Annotated in this window: 16 protein-coding genes and 1 pseudogene; 11 read left to right on the forward strand and 6 right to left on the reverse strand. The window is 64.1% G+C overall.

Annotated elements, in window-relative coordinates; all coding sequences use genetic code 11:
- Positions 1-110 precede the first annotated feature (110 nt).
- From ABIB66_RS14575 to ABIB66_RS14585, 3 genes and pseudogenes are all read left to right on the forward strand, one after another.
- Positions 111-3260, forward strand: a complete 3150-nt coding sequence (locus ABIB66_RS14575; RefSeq protein WP_354203647.1) for an ATP-binding protein — start codon at positions 111-113, stop codon at positions 3258-3260.
- Between the two features lie 52 nt (positions 3261-3312).
- Positions 3313-3468 (forward strand): annotated as a pseudogene (locus ABIB66_RS14580) (haloacid dehalogenase type II); the annotation flags it as partial.
- A gap of 72 nt (positions 3469-3540) precedes the next feature.
- Positions 3541-4434, forward strand: coding sequence for a LysR family transcriptional regulator (locus ABIB66_RS14585; RefSeq protein WP_354203645.1), 894 nt, complete (start codon positions 3541-3543; stop codon positions 4432-4434).
- Between the two features lie 27 nt (positions 4435-4461).
- On the opposite strand, the gene ABIB66_RS14590 is transcribed toward ABIB66_RS14585, so the two are convergent.
- The 6 genes from ABIB66_RS14590 to ABIB66_RS14615 all read right to left on the reverse strand — a co-directional run bounded on the left by ABIB66_RS14590 (position 4462) and on the right by ABIB66_RS14615 (position 8447).
- Complete coding sequence (locus ABIB66_RS14590; protein ID WP_354203643.1) at positions 4462-4671, reverse strand: hypothetical protein; 210 nt, start codon at positions 4669-4671, stop codon at positions 4462-4464.
- A 10-nt stretch (positions 4672-4681) separates the two neighbouring features.
- Entirely contained in the window at positions 4682-4807 is a 126-nt protein-coding gene (locus ABIB66_RS14595; RefSeq protein WP_275171964.1) for an MFS transporter small subunit, read from the reverse strand.
- 7 nt (positions 4808-4814) lie between these two features.
- Positions 4815-4970: a hypothetical protein gene (locus ABIB66_RS14600; protein ID WP_275171965.1), complete on the reverse strand. Its 156-nt coding sequence runs from the start codon at positions 4968-4970 to the stop codon at positions 4815-4817.
- 26 nt (positions 4971-4996) lie between these two features.
- Positions 4997-6412: an L-lactate MFS transporter gene (locus ABIB66_RS14605; RefSeq protein ID WP_354203640.1), complete on the reverse strand. Its 1416-nt coding sequence runs from the start codon at positions 6410-6412 to the stop codon at positions 4997-4999.
- Positions 6413-6623: 211 nt separating this feature from the next.
- Positions 6624-7595 (reverse strand): MBL fold metallo-hydrolase, encoded by a 972-nt coding sequence (locus ABIB66_RS14610; protein WP_275171967.1) that lies wholly within the window; start codon positions 7593-7595, stop codon positions 6624-6626.
- A gap of 186 nt (positions 7596-7781) precedes the next feature.
- Positions 7782-8447: a GntR family transcriptional regulator gene (locus ABIB66_RS14615; protein WP_354203638.1), complete on the reverse strand. Its 666-nt coding sequence runs from the start codon at positions 8445-8447 to the stop codon at positions 7782-7784.
- A gap of 116 nt (positions 8448-8563) precedes the next feature.
- Here ABIB66_RS14615 and ABIB66_RS14620 point away from each other — a divergent pair, with 116 nt between their 5' ends.
- The 8 genes from ABIB66_RS14620 to ABIB66_RS14655 all read left to right on the forward strand — a co-directional run bounded on the left by ABIB66_RS14620 (position 8564) and on the right by ABIB66_RS14655 (position 16501).
- Positions 8564-9358, forward strand: a complete 795-nt coding sequence (locus ABIB66_RS14620) for an enoyl-CoA hydratase/isomerase family protein (RefSeq protein WP_354203636.1) — start codon at positions 8564-8566, stop codon at positions 9356-9358.
- 8 nt (positions 9359-9366) lie between these two features.
- On the forward strand, positions 9367-10626 hold the full coding sequence (locus ABIB66_RS14625) for a CaiB/BaiF CoA transferase family protein (protein ID WP_354203634.1): 1260 nt from the start codon (positions 9367-9369) through the stop codon (positions 10624-10626).
- Between the two features lie 47 nt (positions 10627-10673).
- On the forward strand, positions 10674-11666 hold the full coding sequence (locus ABIB66_RS14630) for a Bug family tripartite tricarboxylate transporter substrate binding protein (RefSeq protein ID WP_354203632.1): 993 nt from the start codon (positions 10674-10676) through the stop codon (positions 11664-11666).
- A 246-nt stretch (positions 11667-11912) separates the two neighbouring features.
- Positions 11913-12395 (forward strand): tripartite tricarboxylate transporter TctB family protein, encoded by a 483-nt coding sequence (locus ABIB66_RS14635; protein WP_354203630.1) that lies wholly within the window; start codon positions 11913-11915, stop codon positions 12393-12395.
- Positions 12396-12406: 11 nt separating this feature from the next.
- Positions 12407-13957, forward strand: a complete 1551-nt coding sequence (locus ABIB66_RS14640) for a tripartite tricarboxylate transporter permease (RefSeq protein WP_354054729.1) — start codon at positions 12407-12409, stop codon at positions 13955-13957.
- Positions 13954-14958, forward strand: a complete 1005-nt coding sequence (locus ABIB66_RS14645; RefSeq protein WP_354203627.1) for a 4-hydroxythreonine-4-phosphate dehydrogenase PdxA — start codon at positions 13954-13956, stop codon at positions 14956-14958. Before ABIB66_RS14640 ends, ABIB66_RS14645 begins: the two co-directional genes overlap by 4 nt.
- A gap of 136 nt (positions 14959-15094) precedes the next feature.
- Entirely contained in the window at positions 15095-15304 is a 210-nt protein-coding gene (locus tag ABIB66_RS14650; RefSeq protein WP_275171975.1) for a hypothetical protein, read from the forward strand.
- Between the two features lie 135 nt (positions 15305-15439).
- The gene (locus ABIB66_RS14655; RefSeq protein ID WP_275171976.1) at positions 15440-16501 is read left to right on the forward strand and encodes a glycosyltransferase family 4 protein; all 1062 of its coding nucleotides are present in this window, start codon (positions 15440-15442) and stop codon (positions 16499-16501) included.
- Positions 16502-16507 lie beyond the last annotated feature (6 nt).

Consider the following 16507-nt stretch of genomic DNA (forward strand, 5'->3'; position numbering starts at 1 on the left):
CTTCTGCCGAGGCAATGGCCAATCTGCGTCACACTTTCGAAAGAGGAGCGGAGCCAAGTCGAGCCGTGACGTCGAACCGGGCAACATGCTTCAGAATTTCGGGATGAGTGATGGACGACCCTCACGACAGAGCAACCGAACGCCGCCAGCTGACAGTCCTGTTCTGCGACGTGGTCGACTCAACAGGCCTGTCCGAGCGCTGTGACATGGAGGATTTGCGAGAGATCCTGCTGGAGTTCCAGGCGATAAGCTCGCGATGCATCAGCAATGCCGGGGGCAGCGTCGTCAACTATATCGGCGACGGCATTCGTGCGGAATTCGGCTATCCGCTCGCATCTGAGAACGAAGCCGAGAGCGCGGTCCGTGCCGGCCTGGTGTTGTTGCGGGCACTCCACGAACTGAGTGAGCGCGCGATCGCGGAGATCCGGGAACCGCTGCGCGTTCGGATCGGGGTCCATACGGGCGTAGCGGTGATCGGCAAGGCAAGGCCGGGCCATGTGCACGATGCAACCGAGATCGTCGGCGATACGCCCAACATCGCATTCCGGTTGCTGGAGATGGGCGAGCCCAATTCGCTGGTGATCAGCGGTGAGACCAGGCGTCTCCTCCGCGGCAAATTCGCCATGCAACCGCTCGGTATGCGTTCGCTCAAGGGACTGTCGCGAAAAGTCGAGGTCTTTCTCGTCATGGGCGAGGCGTTGGAAGATGGCGCTGGCCATCGTGCACGCCGTCGCAATGCCTCGCGCCTGGTGGGCAGGGTCGCTGAAATGGGCCAGCTGCTGCAAGCGTGGGAGCTGGCGCGGACCGGGCAGGGGCGTACGGTGGAGATCACTGGGGAGTCCGGGATCGGAAAATCGCGCCTGGCATTGGAGCTGATCGAAAGGGCCGCGCTGCCGGACGACCTGATTCTGGCGATCCAAGCCTCCGCCCCGCATCAGAGCACGCCGCTTTACCCGATCATCAGGGCACTCGAGCAGCGCATCGGCATCGGCAGGGATGGAGACGCCGACGCGAATTCGGCGCGTCTGCATGATTTCGTGGCCGCGACGTCCGGCGGCGACGAGGAGCAGTTGACGCTGATCGGCCAGATGCTCGGCTTGGCGGTGCCGGCGGCGTCAGGCGCGATCATTCCCGACGCGCAGGAGCAGCGTCGAAAGACGCGTGATGCGGCGGTGCGGCTGTTGATCTCGCAAACGCGCGGCGAAGCCAGCTTGATCCTGATTGAGGATTTTCACTGGGCCGATCCATCAACAATCGAGATCGTCGAGCGAATTGCCGGCCAGATCGCCGGTACGCGGAATCTCCTAGTGGTCACCAGCCGGGCATCCGTGCTTGGTGACGTGTCGCCGACGATCCTGCGTATAGCGCTTCAGCGTCTCGACGATGAGCACTGCCGCCATCTTGCCGGATCGGTCGTGCGCGACAAACAGCTATCAAGTCAGCTGATACAGCAGATTGTGGCGCGATCGGACGGTGTGCCGCTGTTCGTGGAGGAGCTGGCGGCGGCGGCCCTCGAAACGGGCCAGGTCGATCCGGGCGTCCGAACGGCTGGCGCCAGCGGACCTTCAGAAGTGCCGTCGGCGCTCTACGACTCCCTGATGCTGCGTCTCGAGCGCCTCGGCAATGCCAAGGCCGTCGCGCAGCTCGCGTCGGTGATTGGCCGAAGCTTTCCGCATCGGCTTCTTGCTGCCGTCGCCGGCGAGCTTCAAGATAGCCTCGAACCGGCTCTCGAGCGGCTGCGAGCGTCTGGGCTGATAGGATTTGAGCGCAACGACGACGAAAAGGTCTACTCCTTCAAGCATGCGCTGGTCCGGGACGTTGCCTATTATTCGCTTCTCAAACGGCAGAGACGAGAGCTTCACGACCGCGTGGCTGCGGAGATCGAGCTCCATCTGCCGGAGGTTGCCATCACCGAACCCGGCTATCTTGCGCAGCACCTGTCCGAGGCCGGGCGCACCTCCCGCGCGGCACAGATGCGGCTCAAGGCGGCCCAGCAGGCAGCACAACGTTCGGCTAATCTGGAAGCGGTCGCCGAGCTCAACATGGCGCTGGAGGAGATCAGGAAGCTTCCGGCGGGACTTGAACGGGACAATCTGGAGCTGAACGCCCAGATCGCGCTGATCGGGCCCACGATCGCGCTGCAGGGATTCGGCGCCGATGCGGTCGCTGACGTCAGCAGCCGCGCCATCGAGCTCTGCCGTGCCCTCGACAACGATCCGCGCATCTTTCCGGCGCTGTACGCAAGATGGTCTTATTTGCGTGTTGCAAGCAACGTGCGGGAGGCCGGCACGCTGGCGCGGGATTTTCTGACGCTCGCCGAGCAAAAGGGAACGAGGGCCGATCGGATGGTGGGCCACCGGCTGCTCGGCACGTCGCTGCTCGACGGGGAGACCGAGCAGGCGTGCGTCCATCTCGATCGGGCCGCCAAACTCTACGATGCTGCCGCCGACCGAGCGACGGCCGTGACATACGGCACCGACGTGCAGATCACGAGCCTGTCCAACCTGTGCATCTGCTACTGGCTGGTGGGCCGAGTTGCCGACGCGGTCACGCACGGCCGAGAGGCACTTCGACACGCGCACCAATTGTCGCATGCCCATACCCTCGGTTACGCCTATGCCCACGCCTGCATGCTCTACACGCTGGAGCGGGACGTGCCGACGGTGCGGGAGCTCGCCCAGCGGACGCTCGATGGGGCGATCAGACGGGAGCTGCCGCTCTGGGTCTCGGTGGCACGGACATTTCTCGGTTGGGCCGACGTTGAAAGCGGCCGCCTCACGGAAGGCATCGATCTGCTTGAGAAGCAGCGCGATTTCCTGCAGACGGCGCACCTCGTCTATTGGCTGCCCACTTATCTCTGCTGGTTGGCAGAGGCCTATGTCCGCGCCGACCGTCTGGCAGACGCACGGCGTTGTCTCGATCAGGTGCGCAACGTCTTCGGGCGGGGCGGCAACTACTGGTACGAGGCCGAGTGCCTGCGTATCGAAGGGCGATTTGCCGCACATGCGCAGATCAACGACACTTCGCTGGCCGAGCGGAACTTCGAGCTGGCGCTCGCGCTTGCCAAGCGTCGTGGCCAGCACGGATTTGGCCTGCGTGCCGCGGAGGGTCTTGCGCGCCTGCTCGCCGCCAAAGGAGAGACCGAGCGCGCCCGGACGCTCCTGCATCACGAACTGCAATTTTTTGTCGGTCAGCCGGACGGTGGTGATCGTCCGGAGGCCAGCAGGCTGTTGCGCTCCCTCCAGGAGCGGTCGCGCTGATAGCTCAGACCCGGGGTCGATCAGGACATCGGCCGGCGAGACGGTCGGCATCGGCGATATCGCCGCCGCGCAGAAGATCGGGTTGACCGCCTTCGTGGCGCGGCCGACCGAATACGGTCCGCTCAAGAAGGTCGATTTCGAGGCCACGGGCAATTGGGACATCGTCGCCAAGGATTTTGGCGGAATCGCCGACAAGCTCGGGTGCTAGGCAGCCTTTCTACGGTTTGACATCCCTCAAGAGAGCGCCTTTCATATCGACGATGTCGATGTGAGGCCGCCCTTGGATACCGAGCTTGCGCGTACATTCCTGACGGTGGTCGCGACGGGCAATTTCATTACGGCCGCCGAGCGGCTTCACGTCAGCCAGTCCACCGTCAGCACGCGGATCCAGAGCCTCGAAGAACTGCTCGGCTGCACGCTGTTCGTGCGCAACAAGGCCGGCGCAGCATTGACGGCAGCCGGGCGCCAATTCCAGCGCCACGCCTCGACCCTGGTGCGCACCGTCGAGCAGGCCCGGCATGACGTCGGCGTTCCCAAGGGCTTTAGCGGGGCGTTGGTGGTTGGCGGCCGCATCGGGCTGTGGGAGGAGTTTCTGCTGCTCTGGCTGCCGCGCATGCAGGAGGCCAATCCGCAAATCTCCATCCGCGCCGAGAGCGCGCTCGAGCCCGAGTTGATGCAGGGGCTGGTCGAAGGCCGCATCGACATCGGCGTGATGTACACGCCGCAAAGTCGGCCCGGCCTGAAAGTCGAGCTGCTGATCGAGGAGCAGCTGGTGCTGGTCTCGACCAATCCCAAAAGCGCCCCCGAGCCGCAGGAAGGTTACGTCTATGTCGACTGGGGACCGGAGTTCTATGCCCGCCACAGCGCTGTCTTCCCCAATTTTGCGGGGCCCGCGCTGACCGCCAATATCGGCTGGCTCGGACTTCAGCATGTTCTGGCAAACGGCGGCTCCGGCTACTTCGCGCACCGGATCGTCGAACCGCTGCTGAAGGCGCGGCACCTGCACCTGGTGGCCGGCGCGCCGAAGTTCTCCATGCCGGCCTATGTCGTCTATTCGGTCGACCAGTCGGACGACCATGTACAGAGCGCGATCGCGATCATGCGCGAGCTCGCCGCCGAGCAAGCGCGGCGCGTGATGGAAACGCCGGCGCGGAGCGCGCGCAAAGGCCGCTGACATCAGGTTCGCAGCGGCCGGACGGTCCTAGCGCCGGCGGTGCAAGCGGGTTTCGGCAACGGCCGTCACCGCGCCGATCGCAAGCATGGCGACGACGGTGTCCGGGGTCGCATCGAAGCCGAATGCAAGAACCGCAGCGGCGATCACCGCGGCAAGCATGCAGAAGGTAAAGCCCTCATCGGCGATCAATTGCCGCGCGCCGCCGACGCGCGTTGCGGGCCTGTCCGTCGAGCGCATGGGGTCGTGCCTACTGGAACAGCTTCATCGCGTTGAGCAGGGTCTGGATGACACCGGCAAGCAAGGGGATGCCTGCGAAGCTCCAGGCCAGTGCCAATTGCAGCGGCGTGGTTTTTACGGTCTGGGCATGATGCATGATAATGTCACGCTCCCGAGGGGTTGTTGCTCGCCGCGGCGGCGGCAGCGATCTCGCTGGCGCGATGGGACGGCTTGATCGCCGCCATCTGGGACACCCGATAGGTGATCCAGCTCAGCAGCAACTGGGAGAATGACGCTTCGCTTCGCGATGTCGTTGTCATGGTCGCTCCTTCTGTTCCGCCGCGGCTCAAGCGCGCGCGGGCTCGAGACCTGCGTTGTCGTCTTTCATGTGATGGCGCTTGTCGACGGCACGGACGCAGAGGTTGGCGAGGAAGCCGACCACGAGCAGTCCGGCCATGATGTACATGGTGGTGTTGTAGGCCTGCGCCTTCGGCACGCCGTGGGTGACGTTGTATTCGCGGATGTAGTTGATCAGCACCGGCCCGGCGATGCCGGCCATCGACCAGGCCGTGAGCAGGATGCCGTGGATGGCTCCGACGTAGCGGGTGCCGAACATGTCGCGCAGATAGGCTGGCACCGTGGAAAATCCGCCGCCATACATGCTGACGATGATCAGGAAGCACAGCACGAACAGCACGACATTGCCGCTCGCGCCGGCATAGGGCACCGTGACGTAAAGCGCGAAGCCGAGCACCATGTAGACGAAATAGGTGTTCTTGCGTCCGATGAAGTCGGACAACGAAGCCCAGCTGAAGCGTCCGCCCATGTTGAACAGGCTCATCAGGCCGACGAGACCCGCGGCCGCGACCGCGGTGATTTGTCCCGGGAACATCTCCTGGCTCATCGCCGAGGCCTGGCCGAGCACGCCGATGCCGGCCGTGGTGTTGCAGAACAGCACGATCCAGATCAGCCAGAACTGCGGCGTCTTGATCGCCTGGTAGACGAACACGTCGTTCTTGGTCATCAGCTTGGTCGCGGTTGTAGGCGGCACGTAACCTTCCGGCTTCCAGCCCGGCGCAGGCACGCGCACGATTGCGGAGCCGACCATCATGAAGACGAAATAGACGCAGCCGAGCGTGATGAAGGCGCCGAGCACGCCGACGTCGGTCGCGCTGGCGAACTTGCTCATCAGCCAGACCGAGAAGGGGGAGGCGATCAGTGCGCCGCCGCCAAAGCCCATGATCGCCATGCCCGTCGCCATGCCTGGCCGGTCAGGGAACCACTTCATCAGCGTCGAAACCGGCGAGATGTAGCCGATGCCAAGTGCACAGCCGCCGACGACGCCGTAGCCGAGATAGATGATCCAGAGATTGTGGAGATAGACGCCGAGTGCCGAGATCAGGAACGCGCTCGCCCAGGCGACGCCGGCGGTGAACATCGCGCGCCGCGGGCCGCCTTCCTCGACCCAGCGTCCGAACACCGCGGCCGACAGTCCGAGGAACACCATCGCAATGGAAAAGATCCAGCCGAGCTCGGTCAGTTTCCAGTCGCCGGGCGCCGATTGCGTGACGCCGATCAGCTTGGTCATCGGCAGGTTGAAGACGCTGAAGGCGTAGGCCTGCCCGATACAGAGGTGCACGCAAAGCGCCGCGGGCGGCACCATCCATCGGCTATAGCCCGGCCTTGCGATCGTATGCTCTCGATCGAGGAACCGCAGTAGCGAGCGTGCAGGCAGTCCCGATGCGTCGAGCGTCGTCGTCATCTTCATCCTCCTCGCGCTTCGCCATTCTTGGTGGCGGCCGTTCGGGCTGCGGGCGATAGCCGCGTTGCCTAAGCTACGCAGGAGGGCGATTTTGACAAACGAATAATATCGGCTGATTAAATCGGAATCTTAGATACCAAAAGGCGAAGTGGGCGCATTGGGACGGGAAGCAAAAAGTCCGGGCGGCAGGCGCTGCCCGGACTTTGACGACCTACAAAGTCATCTGCATCGGTTCGGGATAATAATGGAAGCCTTCGCCGGCCTTGGCGACATGGCCATAGCCCGGCCAGGCGAAGTGATACGACATCACCGGCACCTTGTTTGCGGCGAGCATGGTCAGCAGCTTGACGCGTGACTCGGCCGCCTGCTTCGGATCGGTGTCGTAGGAGAATTCCATTCGCGGCCGCTCCAGCAGCAGCACCGAATGGTGCGAGAGGTCGCCCATGAAGGCGAAGGACTTGCCGGCGGACGAGACCATGAAGATGGTATGGCCGACGGTATGGCCGGGCGCCGCGATCGCCTGCACGCCTGGCAGGAATTCCTGGCCGTCCTTGAAGAACACGATGCGGTCGCGCACCGGCAGCAGGTTCTTGCGGGCGTGAACGACGAAATCCTTGGCGTCGCTGCCGAGCTTGCCTTCGTCGGTCCAGAAGTCGAAATCGGTCTGCGAGATGTAGATCTGCGCGTTCGGAAACAGCGGCTTGCCGCCGTCGTCCACGATGCCCCCGATGTGGTCGATATGGGCATGCGAACAGACCACCGCATCGATGTCCCCGGGCTTGATGCCGGCCTCGGTCATGCTCTTCTGTTGCCGCCCAGTGGTAGCGCCGAACATCTTCGAGCTGCCCATGCCCGTATCGAACAGGATCAGCTTGTCGCCGGTGTTGACGATCGGCGAGTTCTGTTCGAGCACGACATTGTCCGGCGACAGGAAATTGTCTGCCAGCATCTTCTTCACCTCTTCCTTGGGAACGCCGGTGAAGGTGCCGGAGGGATCGCCGAGCGGAAGCGGTCCGTCGGAGACGATGGTGACTTCGGCATCGCCGAGAACGAAGCGGTGCCAGTAGGGCGTCTGGGTGCCGAGCTTGGGAGCGCGCGCCATCGCGCTGCTGCCGAGCATTGCGCTGGCTCCAAGGCCGGCCCCAAGGGCCAACAAGGACCGACGTGAGACATCGATTGTCATGCGTTTCCTCCGCTTTTGTCTTTTGTTTTGCGCAATTGTTTGCGCGTTACATTCGGCCTGCGCCGATCGCCTCGCGTCAGCACGATCGGATCGTACGGCCGAATGCAGTCAATGATTGTGTCGCGATTGTGTCTCTTGACTGCGCGTTGTAGCGGGACCGCAAGTTTCTTCGTCGCGAATGCCGTCTCACGCAATCCTCGGCACCAAGTCAGTGCGCTCCGTTTCGGCAAAGCCTGCCTGCAAAACCTCTTCGCGCTTATGGCGCAGATGCGCGCGCAGGATATGGGCGAGGCCGACGCCGTCCCGCCTCTGCAGTGCGTTCAGGATGGCATCGTGCTCCTGCACGGCGACCGCCCATCGCTCGGGCGTCATCGGCGTGACATAACGCGCGCGGCGGATGCGCGCAGTCACGGACGTATACAGCCCCGCCAGCACCGGGTTTCCGGCCGCAGCGACGATGGCTTCGTGAATGGCGCGGTTGCCGCGATAGTACTGGATCAGATCGCGCTCGCGATAGTGCCGCACCATGTTCGCGTGCACCGCGGCGATCGCGTCGATCTCGGCATCGGTGATGCGTTCGCAGGCGAGCTCGCCGGCGAGCGCCTCGAGGCCCTGGCAGACCTCGAACAGGTCGCGCATGTCCTTGTCGGTCAGTTTCGCCGCGCGCGAGCCGCGGTGGGGCAGGAGCTGCACGAGCCCTTCGGCGGCGAGCACCTTGAGCGCCTCGCGTAGCGGCGTGCGCGATATCTGAAGCCGCTCGCACAGCTCGCGCTCGGGAATCCGCGCGCCCGGCGGGATTTCGCCGTCGAGCAGGATGGCCCGGATGCGGCCGACGACTTCCTCATGGAGCATGGGTCTGAAGTCCATTTGAATGCAAAAATGGAGCTATACGTGAAAGATTGCAAGTTCCATCTTGTAAACCGGTAATTTTGCATTCAAAAATGTAAAAAACAGAAGGACATGAGGAAATGGACCAGCAGGTGGGGGCGGAAGACCTCGTTTTCGAGCGCCAGGACGGTATCGGGCGGATCACCTTCAACCGCCCGCAGGCCCGCAACGCCTTCACCTTCGCGATGTACGAGCGGCTCGCTGCGATCTGCGAGGAGATCAACCACGATCACGCGATCAAGGTGCTGGTGCTGCGCGGGGCCGGCGACAAGGCGTTTGCCGCGGGCACCGACATCAACCAGTTCCGCGATTTCAAGTCGCCGCAGGACGCGATCGACTACGAGAGCCGCATCGATCGGGTCCTGACCACGCTCGAGCAGTGCCGCGTGCCGACGATCGCGGCGATCAACGGGTTCTGCACCGGCGGCGGCGCGGGCATCGCCGCGGCCTGCGACCTCCGCATTGGTACCCAAAGCGCGAAAATCGGCTTTCCCATTGCCCGCACGCTCGGCAATTGCCTGTCGATGTCCAATGTCAGTCGTCTCACCGCGCTGATCGGCGCCGCCCGCGTCAAGGATCTGATCTTCACCGCGCGCCTCGTCGACGCGACGGAGGCTGCCAGTGTCGGGCTGCTCGGCGAGGTCGTCGAGGATCTCGCCGCGCTCGACAGGCGCGCGGACGAGGTTGCCCGATTGCTCGCCAGCCACGCGCCGCTGACGCTGAATGCGACCAAGCAGGCAGTGGCGCGCCTGCAAAGGCCGCTGACGGCGGACGAGGGCGAAGACCTCATCCTGATGTGCTACACGAGCCAGGATTTTCGCGAAGGGCTCGATGCTTTCCTCACCAAGCGCGCGCCGCAATGGCGCGGCCAATAGGACGCCCGATGCAAAGCGATCGCTCGCAATCAACCTCGCGCCATTCGGGGCCGCTCGCCGGCCTCAAGGTCATCGATCTCACCCATGTCATGGCGGGGCCGACCTGCACCTTGATGCTGGCCGACATGGGCGCCGACGTGATCAAGATCGAGAAATCGCCGAACGGTGACGACACCCGCCATTCGGTGCCGCCGAAGATTGGCGACGAGGCGGCCTCGTTCCTGATGATGAACCGCAACAAGCGCGGCATCGTGCTCGATCTGAAGACCGATGGCGGCAAGCAAGTGTTGCGGCGGCTGATCGCGGGCGCGGATGTGCTGGTCGAGAACTTTGCGCCGGGCGCCATGGAGCGCCTCGGCTTCGGCTACGAAGACCTGCACAAGCAGCATCCAACGCTGATCTATTGCTCGCTGTCGGGCTTCGGCCGCACCGGACCCTACAAGCACCGCCGCGGCTTCGATCTGGTCGCCCAGGCCATGAGCGGCATCATGAGCTTTACCGGCGAACGTCCCGATGGTCCGCCCGTGAAATGCGGCCCGCCGCTGTCCGACATCACCGCCGGCCTGCTGGCGAGCATGGGCATCCTCGCGGCCTACACGCACCGTCTCAAGACCGGCGAAGGGCAGTGGGTCGAGACCTCGCTCTATGAGGCCGCGCTAGTGCAGACCTACTGGCAGTCGACCATCGCGCTGGCTGCGGGTACCGCACCGCGCGCCATGGGCTCGGCCCATCCGCTCAACGCACCCTATCAGGCCTTCGAGGCCTCGGACGGCTGGCTGGTGGTCGGCGGCGCCAACAAGAAGCACTGGCTGTTGATGCTGGAGGCCCTGGGCGCGAGCGAGCTCGCTGCCGATCCGCGTTTCATCAACGGCGCCGACCGCATGGCCAATCTGAAGGAGCTCGAAGCCGTCCTGAGCGCGCGCTTCCGCACCCGCACGCGGGCGCACTGGCTGGCGGCACTAGACGAGAAGGGCGTGCCGTGCGGACCCGTGCACGACATGCTGGAGGCGCTTCGCGATCCGCAGACGCTGGCGCGCGAGATGGTCGTCGAGGTCGAGCATTCCACGCTCGGTCCCGTGAAGACGATCGGCTTGCCGGTCAAGTTTTCGGAGACCCCAGGCAAAGTCCGCACGGGCGCCCCGGTCTACGGTGAGCATACAAGCGAGGTGCTGGTCGAGCACGGGTTCGACCAGAAGCAGATCGAAGCGCTCGAACAAGAAGGCGCAATCGTCCTGGCATCAGGAAGACGCGAGGAACGCGTCGCCTGACCGGACGTCGAAAACAACAAGAGACAAAAAATCAGCTGGAGGAAATCATGGGTCGGACGTCAACACTTCTGCTCTCCGCCGCCGCAACCGTGCTCGCCGGTACGATGCCGGCGCTCAGCGCCTGGCAGCCGCAAAAGCCGATCGAGTTCGTGGCGACCGCCGGGCCCGGCGGCGGCACCGACAATCTCGCGCGCGCCGTGCAGAACATCATCATCAAGCACAAGCTGGTGGAGCAACCGATCGTCGTCGTCAACAAGGGCGGCGGCAGCGGCGCGGAAGGCTATGTCTACGGCAAGGCATCCGCCGGCGATCCCTACAAGGTGATCTTCGGCACGTCGAATGCCTGGCAGCAGCCGCTCGTCTCCAAGGTTGCCTTCAACTACACCGATCTCACTGCGATCGCGGCGATGGCGCAGGACGAGTTCCTGCTCTGGGTCAAGCAGGACGCGCCCTACAAGACGGCGGGCGACTACCTGAAGGCCGCAGCATCAGGCGAATTCAAGATGGGCGGCGCGCAGTCAAAGGACACCGACGAGGTGCTGACCCGCATGATCGAGAAGGCCGGCCACATCAAGCTGACCTACATCCCTTTCAAGAGCGGCGCTGAGACCGCCGTGCAGCTGGCCGGCGGACACCTCGACTCCCACGTCAACAATCCCAGCGAGAGTCTCGGGCAATGGCGCGGTGGAACGCAACGGCCGCTTTGCGTTTTCAGCCCGAAGCGGCTGCCGCAGGGCGCCAAAGTCACCGCGACCGAAGGCTGGGGCGACGTTCCGACCTGCGTCGAGCAGGGCCTCGACATCAAGCAGTATGAGCAGCCGCGGACAGTGTGGCTCCCCGGCAAGGTCACGCCGGACCAGGCCGCGTTCTATGTCGACCTGATGAAGAAGGTGCAGGCGACCCCGGACTGGAAGGACTACATCGAGAAGACCTCCCAGGTCGACACCTTCCTGACCGGCGCCGAGTTCGACAAGTTCATCAAGGAGGACCTCGAGCACGTCAAGCAGGTCGCGGGCGAGCAGGGCTGGTTGGTCAAGTGAGGCGAGGTCCTCAAGGCAGGGCAAGCGCATATGACGAAAAACGCGGCGGCCAAGGGATTTGCGGCCATCCTTCGAGACGCCCGCCTGCGGCGGGTCCTCAGGATGACGTCCCGTGTTGCGGCGAGAAATCAGATCCTCATGGTGAGGAGCCCGCCAAAGCGGGCGTCTCAAACCATGCAGGCCGAGCGCGTGCGGCAGCTTCTCCGCTGTCACATGCGATAGCCCTGCCTTCAAAGGTGTCCCGCCATGATATCGCGCCGCGCTCTCGAATTTGCGACCGCCGTCCTCACCGGCAGCTTCGGTGTGACCGTCGTCGTCTCCAGCCTCGATAACGGTATCGGCTGGTCGAGCGCGGGTGTGGAGGCCGGGACGTTTCCGTTCCTGACCGGGATCATCATCGTACTCGGGAGCCTCTACAACCTGGTTCGAGGTGTCGTGCCGGCCGCGACGCTCGCCAGCGTCCCAATTGCCATCACGCCGATCGAGCTGCGCCGGCTTGCCGGCCTGTTCGTGCCGGCCGCGATTTTCGTGGCTGCGATCCCGCTGGCCGGGATGTACGTCGCCTCAGCCTTGTACATCTTCGCGGTGCTGGCGATCCCCAGACGACAATCCGTGCCGCGCGCGCTTGGCATGGCGGCGGCGACAGCGCTCGCGCTCTATGTCGTGTTCGAGCGCATGTTCCAGGTGAGCTTGCCGCACGGCGCGCTCGCCGCGGCATTCGGCTTCTGACGGAGAGGCCGATGGACAATCTTGGGGAACTCCTTCACGGCTTCAGCATCGCGATCACGCTGCCGCATCTGGCGCTGATGGTGATCGGCGTGCTGCTCGGCATTCTCGTCGGCGTGCTGCCTGGGCTGGGTGCTCCGAACGGGGTGTCGCTGCTGCTGCCGCTGACCTTCGGCATGCAGCCGGTCTCTGCCATCATCCTGCTCTCCAGCATGTATTGGGGCGCGTTGTTCGGGGGGTCCGTGACCTCGATCCTGTTCAACATTCCGGGCGAGCCGTCGTCTGTCGCCACCACCTTCGACGGCTATCCGATGGCCCGCGACGGACGGCCGACGACGGCGCTCGCCACCGCCTTCGGCTCGGCGGCGTTCGGCGCGCTGATCGGCGTCATCCTGATCACCTTCCTCGCATCATGGGTGGCGCAGGTCGCACTCGCCTTCGGGCCGGCGGAATATTTTGCGGTCTATTTCCTGGCCTTCGCCAGCTTCGTCGGCATGGGCGGGTCGGCGCCGATCAAGACCATCGTCGCGCTGGCGATCGGCTTTGCGATCGCGGCTATCGGCATCGACACCGTCTCCGGCAGCGTGCGCCTCACGATGGGTGTCGACGAGCTGGTCAAGGGCGTCAACTTCGTCGTCGCGGTGATGGGCCTGTTCGGCATCGGCGAGCTGCTCGTGGCCGTCGAAGAGGAGTTTCATGCCCGCGCGGTCTCGTCGAAGATCGAGTGGCGCGAGGTGTTTCGCGCGATCGGCCGCCTGCCGCGGCACAGTGTTGCGCTGCTGCGCAGCGCTGCCATCGGATGCTGGATGGGCATCACGCCGGGCGGCCCGACAGCGGCGTCCTTTATGAGCTACGGCATCGCCCGACGCTTCTCGCGCCGTGGCCGATACTTCGGCACCGGAGAGGTCGAAGGCATCATCTCGCCGGAGACGGCCGATCATGCCGCAGGCACCAGCGCGCTTCTGCCCATGCTCTCGCTCGGCATTCCCGGTTCGGCCACCGCGGCCGTCATGATGGGCGGGCTGATGATCTGGGGTCTCAATCCCGGACCGATGCTGTTCGTCGACCAGAAGGACTTTGTCTGGGGCCTGATCGCCTCGATGTATGTCGGCAACATCGTCGCCGTCGTGCTGGTGCTGTTGACCGTCCCGGTGTTCGCGGCACTGATGCGGATTCCCTTCGTGATCATCGCACCCCTGATCGTGATCATCTGCGTCGTCGGCGCCTATTCGGTGTCGAACTCCTATCTCGACGTCGTCATGATGCTCGGCTTCGGCATCGTCGGCTATCTCTTCAAGAAGCTGTTCTATCCGCTGGCGCCGCTCGTGCTCGCGATCGTCATCGGCGACAAGGCCGAGGACGCGTTCCGGCAGTCGATGCTAATGTCCAAGGGATCGCTCGGAATCTTCTTCGCCAACAAGCTGGTGACGTGCCTGATCCTGGCCGGCATCGCGCTGTTGCTGCTTCCGCTCGTGCTGCAGCTGCCGCGTCTCTGGCGCAAACCCGCATCTGCCGCGACCGAGACAACGGCCCAAGAGACCGCTCGAGAGAAGGTGACCATATGACCGCAAAGCCCCTCATTGCATTGGCAATGGGAGATCCTGCCGGCGTCAGTCCGGAGCTGACCGCAAAGCTGGTCGTGCAGGACGACATCCGCGCCCGCAGCCGGATCGTCGTGATCGGCGACCGCCGCATCTTCGACGAAGGCGCGCGCATTGCCGGCGTCAAGCCGGAGCTGACAATGGTGGAGCAGGGGGCCGATCTGCGCGAGGCGGTGGGCGAGACGCTGTTCGTCGATCTCGGCCACCTCGATCCCGGCGACATCAGGCAGGGCATTGCGAGCCTAGCCGGCGGCAGGTTCGCGCTTGCCAACTACAAGCACGCGCTCGAACTCGGCCGTGACAGCCGGGTCGATGCCGTCTGCTTTACGCCGTTCAACAAGCAGGCGATGCGGCTGGCTCGCGCCGAGTATGACGACGAGATCGCGTTCTCGGCGGAAGTGGTCGGACTCAAAACTCCCGCAAGCGAATTCAATGTGCTGGACCGGCTCTGGAACGCCCGCGTGACGTCCCACATCCCGCTCAAGGACGTCGCCGCGCTGTTGTCCGGCGAACGTATTCATCGCGCGCTCAAGCTGACTGATGCCTGCATGCGCAATGCCGGCTTCGCCCGGCCGCGCATCGCGGTCGCCGGTCTCAACCCGCATGCCGGCGACGGCGGAAATTTCGGCCGCGAGGAGATCGATGTTATTGCGCCGGTAGTCGCAGCCGGCCAGCGCGATGGCATCGTCGTGGAGGGACCGTTTCCCGCCGACACCGTGTTCCTGCGCGCCAAGGGTGGGACCTTCGATGCGGTGCTGACCATGTATCACGACCAAGGCCAGATCGCGATGAAGCTGATGGGTTTTGATCGCGGCGTAACGTTGCTCGGCGGCTTTCCGTTCCCGATCTGCACGCCCGCCCACGGCACTGCCTACGACATCGCCGGCCAAGGCATTGCATCAGTCGGTGCCAGCCGCGCCGCGGTGTTGCTCGCCGCGGAGATGGCCGTGCGTCGCGTCGCCTGATTTCTCCGACGGGGAGGTGGGCGCCTGCTTGTGTCTGCGGTGGCCGCGCAGTTTCGGACTTTCCGGGAAAAAGTGGAAACTTCCGTCCTCGTAACGAGTTGCCGTCGCATGAACGTCTCCATCTCGGAGTTGGAACATGGTCGACGACGACCCGCTACGAACGGCGGTGGATATTGCTTGGTCCGTTTACCGCGCCCGGCATCGCCACGTCGATGCCGCGGATAGTCGTCGCTGTCTGCTTGAGCGTCATCTGCAAGGGAGATGGAAAGCGCGCGGGAGCGATGCCGAAGAACTCACGCAATTCGGGATTGCCTACCTCGATCGGCTTCCTGACGACGAATGTTGAGGCTCATGGAAGGGGTCGTCTGCCGGGTCGCGGCTGCAAGTGCCAGGCCGAATTGGACGCTGCTCGCGATTTCGAACCTTCTGTCCGCCGCGATCATTCTGATCGTGCGTGCGGCGGTTTAACGGGTAGCCTCTCATGCGCATCGCTCAGCTTGCTCCCCTCGCCGAAAGCGTCCCTCCGAAGCTTTACGGCGGCACTGAGCGGGTAGTGGCCTGGCTGGTGGATGGACTGGTCGAGCTCGGCCACGAGGTCACGCTGTTTGCGAGCGGCGATTCCAGGACGAATGGTGCGCTTCATCCGGTTTGGCCACGCGCGCTGCGTCTCGGGCGGACGGGGGCGGACCCGACGGCCGCGAGCGCGATGCTGATGGAGGCGATTGCAAGGCGTGCGAAGGAGTTCGACGTGATCCACGCGCATGTCGACTGGCTGTCGTTGCCGTTGCTCAGTCGTCTCGGCGTGCCGTTCCTTACGACCATGCACGGGCGCCTCGACTTGCCTGGGCTACCGGACGTAGCCAGGCAATTTCCTGAAGCATGCTTCGTGTCGATTTCCGATCATCAGCGCCTGCCGCTTCCGGATGCGAAATGGATCGGAACAATCCAGCACGGGCTGCCGTCCGACCTGTTTCGGCCGTCCTACGAACAGGGGTCCTATTTGGCGTTTCTCGGACGTCTCACCGCAGACAAGGGTCCGGAGGACGCCATTCGCATCGCACGCGCGGTCCAGATGCCCCTCCGCATCGCCGCGAAGGTCCCTCGCGCCGAGACAGCCTACTTCAGGAAGCACATCGAGCCCAACATCGACGGCAAGAACATCCAGCTTGTTGGTGAAGTCGATGACGCGAAGAAACAGCCCTTCCTTGCCGAAGCCGCTGCGCTGTTGTTCCCGATCGACTGGCCGGAGCCGTTTGGGCTGGTCATGATCGAAGCCATGGCATGCGGAACCCCGGTAATCGCCTATCGCTCCGGCTCCGTCCCTGAAGTCGTCGAGCACGGATTGACAGGCTTCATCGTCGAGAACGAGGAGCAGGCCGTCAGGGCAGTCGGCGAATTGGGCAAGCTGGATCGAAGGAAGGTGCGCTCCCGGTTCGAGGAGCGCTTTTCCGCGAGCCGAATGGCGAGGCAGTACGAAGATCAGTACCGCAAATTGTCTGCCGCCGTGGCTCGGGAATTCATCACTGAACCGTCGGAAACGTGAAAGGAC

Origin of the sequence: Bradyrhizobium sp. F1.13.3 (genome assembly GCF_040548265.1) — a bacterium.
Taxonomy (GTDB): domain Bacteria; phylum Pseudomonadota; class Alphaproteobacteria; order Rhizobiales; family Xanthobacteraceae; genus Bradyrhizobium.